The organism is Okeania sp. SIO2F4 (assembly GCF_010672385.1).
Lineage (GTDB): Bacteria > Cyanobacteriota > Cyanobacteriia > Cyanobacteriales > Microcoleaceae > Trichodesmium.
In genome coordinates this window covers 1-4,284 of record NZ_JAAHGT010000363.1, presented here as the reverse complement: position 1 = coordinate 4,284, position 4,284 = coordinate 1, and the positions used below count along the sequence as shown (strand labels likewise).

Sequence of the window (4,284 nt, the reverse complement as noted above, 5' to 3'; positions counted from 1 at the left end):
ACAACATTATCCGTTAGTTGGGGAAGCATTATTGACAACTTTAGAACAATATCTTGGTGATAATTGGAATATTGAAGTGAAGAATGCCTGGGTATTTGCTTACGAACAAATTGTGGAATTAATGTTTGAAGGGGCGGGGTATTCACCCACAGAAATTTCTATTTCCCCACAGTCAACTTCTGAAATTAGTCTAGACAAAACTCCAGTCTCAAAACCCAGTTCTCAGTTATCAGTAGAAATCATTGAAAATAGCTTTGAGAAAATCAAACCTTATGGAGCAGAATTTGCTGCAAGTTTCTATGAAAATCTCTTTCTAGCATATCCAGAAGCTCAACCATTATTTGCTCAAACTGAAATGTCTAAGCAACAGCAAAAATTGCTCAATTCTTTAGTATTAGTTGTCGAAAATTTACGTCATCCAGAAGCATTAGCAGAAGTCTTAAAAAGTCTGGGCGCTCGTCATGTTAATTATGGTGCTTTAAAACAACATTATCCGTTAGTTGGGGAAGCATTATTGACAACTTTAGAACAATATCTTGGTGATAATTGGAATATTGAAGTGAAGAATGCCTGGGTATTTGCTTACGAACAAATTGTGGAATTAATGTTTGAAGGGGCGGGGTATTCACCCACAGAAATTTCTATTTCCCCACAGTCAACTTCTGAAATTAGTCTAGACAAAACTCCAGTCTCAAAACCCAGTTCTCAGTTATCAGTAGAAATCATTGAAAATAGCTTTGAGAAAATCAAACCTTATGGAGCAGAATTTGCTGCAAGTTTCTATGAAAATCTCTTTCTAGCATATCCAGAAGCTCAACCATTATTTGCTCAAACTGAAATGTCTAAGCAACAGCAAAAATTGCTCAATTCTTTAGTATTAGTTGTCGAAAATTTACGTCATCCAGAAGCATTAGCAGAAGTCTTAAAAAGTCTGGGCGCTCGTCATGTTAATTATGGTGCTTTAAAACAACATTATCCGTTAGTTGGGGAAACATTATTGACAACTTTAGAACAATATCTTGGTGATGATTGGAATCTTGAAGTTAGCAAAGCTTGGGTATATGCTATTGGTCAAATTACCAGATTAATGTTTGAAGGTGCAGGTTATATAAATACAACTAAACCAGCAGCAGAAACAGCTAAAAAAACTCAATCTGAATCACAAGAAAAATCTGTATCAAACGAGACTCCCAAACAAAAAGCTAGACCACCAGTTCAGCAAGTAAAACAACAAACAAAGAACGAATATTCTCAAGCAGAAGCAACAGTAAAACTGCAAAAATTACTAGCAAAAATAGTTAATCTTTTCTGGGGTTCGCCAAAATGGTTAGTAGTAATTATTGTAGTCATTCTGACAGTTACAATAATTAATATAGTAGATGAAGATTCCTTTTTAGGTAAGACATTAGATTCTATTGATGCTATTAGTGTTATTGTCGTTGTAGTTTTGTTTATTAAAGAAACTCCCGATCGAAAAAAACAATTTCATTATCAAGCATGGAGTATCATAGATGCAGCAAAAGGTATCAAAGATAGTCAAGCAAGATTTATGGCAATTCAAGATTTGAATGAAGATAATATTTCTCTCAGAAGTTTAGAAGCACCAGGAGCATATTTAGCAAATATTAATTTAAAAAATGCCCATCTCAATGAAGCAAATTTAAGTAAAGCAAACCTAGAAAATTCAAATCTAAAAAGAGCAAATTTAAGCTATGCTAATCTAAGCCTTGATAAACTTCCTAATAGTAATTTAAGTTATGCTAATCTGAGTTTTACAAATTTGACAAATGCTAATTTGAGTAATAGTAAATTGAATTATGCTAATTTAGTTTGTGCTGATTTAAGCAACACTAACTTAAGTGGTGCTAATTTAACTGGCGCAAATTTAAGTGGTGCTAATTTGAAAGAAACTTATTTAGTTGGTGCTAATCTTAAAGATGCGAAAGTAAGTGTTTATGAACTTTATAATGCCTATTTAAAAGATGCAATTATGCCAGATAGTTCTAAACATGAGTAAATTGAAGATTAAAAAAATTGTACAATCTCACAAAAATGCTAAAATTATACAATCCTAAAATTAATTAATAACAAAAGATAGAGAATTTATGGAATCACACAAGCACTTCCTAGCAAAAAATATGGCATTTCTCATGTTAGTTTCTCCCAATAGTAATTTAGAAAAATTATTAAAATTTTGTTTGGCGACAAGAGTTACTGGAGAAAATCCTGGTAAAATTTCAGAAGAAATGGCTAGAAAACTCATGGAAGAACGATCTACTTTAGCTTATTGGACACAAGATGTGATGAAAATTGACGATAATTATACATCTGAAGAGTGGGAAGCTTTAGGAAATATGCAATTAACAGATATCGATCAATTTATGAATCAATTGTGGCAAGAATTAGAAAGTTTGGATTTGTAGAAAAAATTTTATAATTATTTAAGAGGAAGAAAATAGTGATACTATCACTTAGTATTCCTCAAACCTCACATTTATCATCGTTAACAATAATAAAATCAGCCATTTGTTTTGGTTTATCCTGGGCAAAGTGTAATAATTGAGCTGGAAAATATATAGTTTCGTAATCGTGCCTTAATTCTGCTTCAGAAATACCTTCCTGGTTACGATTCAACGCTCTTTGAAAGGCCGTTTCAAAGCTACAGTCGATCCAAATACGATAATCAAAATTAAATTTATTTTGGAACAAAAAGATACCTTCTAAAATTACTATTTCTGCATTTTCTATCTGATAATAAGATTGTGTGTATGAATTTGAGTTACTAGCATCTGCATGATTAGCAATTAGGTGAACAGATCCAGTTTGTTGGAGCGGAGCCACTAATGTCGAGAACATTTCTTCAAACCTAAATCCATTTTTATAGAAATGTTCTGCCGGATTTGTATCACTGAATCGCTTTTCTGGTAGTTCTAGCCATCCGTCAATTCCAATGAGATAACTATTAATACTAATTTCTTGCAAAGAGCTATTTATTTGAGAACTGATATAGCCCTTTCCTGAACCATCAATTCCCGAAACAGCTACCATCAGAGGTTTTTTATTTTGACTTTTTTCAGATAAAGTATTAATTAAGTTTTCCATGTTAACCTAGCTTGTTAACGAAGTCAGAAGTCAGAATTCAGAAGTCAGAAGTTGTTTTTGTTACGGGGATACGTGAGCAACCCTCCAAAAACATTTCGCTTTAAAAGGCGGGGTTTTAGAACCAATTATTTTGATAAAATTTCCAAGATTGTCCCAACTCTAAATTATGGTAAAGTAGAATTTTTAACTATATTTATCGTTAAAATTAGGATTATTCCTAGAGAATGCTAATATTAACACAATTAACCTAATATATAAAGTCTAAAATATTATGCTCCAATATCTTGTGGCTCTGATAGCAACTGCAATTGTTGGTTATGCAGTTAACTCCTCTGTAAGAGTGATCGATCAAGGGGATGAAGCTTTAGTAGAACGCTTAGGAAAATATCGGCGAACTTTGAGACCTGGACTTCGGTTAGTCTTACCCCTGGTAGAAAAAATAGCTTATGTTGATACCATCCGCGAACGGTTTTTGGATATTCCTCCTCAGTCAGTTATCACTAATGATAATTTAACCTTGAAGGTAGATGCAGTAGTTTACTGGCAAATAATAGACATGGAGAGAGCATATTATGCAATTGAAGATTTAGAAAATTCCATTAATAATATTGTTTTAACTTCTCTGCGTTCTAAAATTGGTCGCTTGTCAATACGAGAAGTTTTATCTACAAAAGATGAAATTGATAAAGCTTTGTTGAAGAAATTAGATGAAGCAACTTCTAGTTGGGGAATAAAAGTGATTCGTGTTGAGATTCAAAATATAGTTTATTCTGAAAAAGTACAAGCAGGAATAGAGTCGGAAAGGGTAGCTTTAAGTGAACAGCAAGCTATTATTGCTAAAGCTGAAGGTGAAAGGCAAGCTGCTCTTCTTGAAGCTAGTGGACAAGCAGAGTCTATAGAGCTTCTTTCCAAAACCTTAAATATGCGTCCAGACAGTCCTGAATTTATGCAGTTTCTGATTGCTCAAAGATATTTAGAAACTAATCAGAAATTAAGTGAAAGTGCTAATTCTAAGGTGCTATTTATGGACCCGAAAGCTATGTCAGAAGCATTGGGTGAATTAATGGGAGAATCTCCTGAGTATCCTGAAATACAACTGAAAAAACCTGATTGATATCAAGTCAAAAGTATAGTAGGGTGCGAAGCGCCAAGCCTCACGCACCATCATTTCAATTAAGGTTT

The 4,284-nt window shown here is 33.3% G+C and carries 4 protein-coding genes; 3 read left to right on the top strand and 1 reads right to left on the bottom strand.

What is annotated here, in order from left to right:
* A partial coding sequence (locus tag F6K22_RS21495) for a globin domain-containing protein (RefSeq protein ID WP_363274083.1) occupies positions 1–2,017 on the top strand: 2,017 nt, incomplete at its 5' end.
* Positions 2,018–2,105: 88 nt separating this feature from the next.
* Complete coding sequence (locus F6K22_RS21490) at positions 2,106–2,423, top strand: hypothetical protein (protein ID WP_293102444.1); 318 nt, start codon at positions 2,106–2,108, stop codon at positions 2,421–2,423.
* 58 nt (positions 2,424–2,481) lie between these two features.
* Here the strand turns inward: F6K22_RS21490 and F6K22_RS21485 are convergent, their stop codons facing one another.
* Positions 2,482–3,102, bottom strand: coding sequence for a uridine kinase family protein (locus F6K22_RS21485; RefSeq protein WP_293102441.1), 621 nt, complete (start codon positions 3,100–3,102; stop codon positions 2,482–2,484).
* A 271-nt stretch (positions 3,103–3,373) separates the two neighbouring features.
* On the opposite strand from F6K22_RS21485, the gene F6K22_RS21480 reads away from it, so the two are divergent.
* A complete protein-coding gene (locus tag F6K22_RS21480) occupies positions 3,374–4,216 on the top strand; it encodes an SPFH domain-containing protein (protein WP_293102438.1) in 843 nt (280 codons plus the stop codon).
* The last annotated feature ends 68 nt before the right edge of the window (positions 4,217–4,284 follow it).

Bases quoted from the DNA above. Each gene is read 5' to 3' on its own strand.
- F6K22_RS21490 (WP_293102444.1), top strand. From the start codon at position 2,106: ATGGAATCACACAAGCACTTCCTAGCAAAAAATATGGCATTTCTCATG.
- F6K22_RS21485 (WP_293102441.1), bottom strand. From the start codon at position 3,102: ATGGAAAACTTAATTAATACTTTATCTGAAAAAAGTCAAAATAAAAAA.
- F6K22_RS21480 (WP_293102438.1), top strand. From the start codon at position 3,374: ATGCTCCAATATCTTGTGGCTCTGATAGCAACTGCAATTGTTGGTTAT.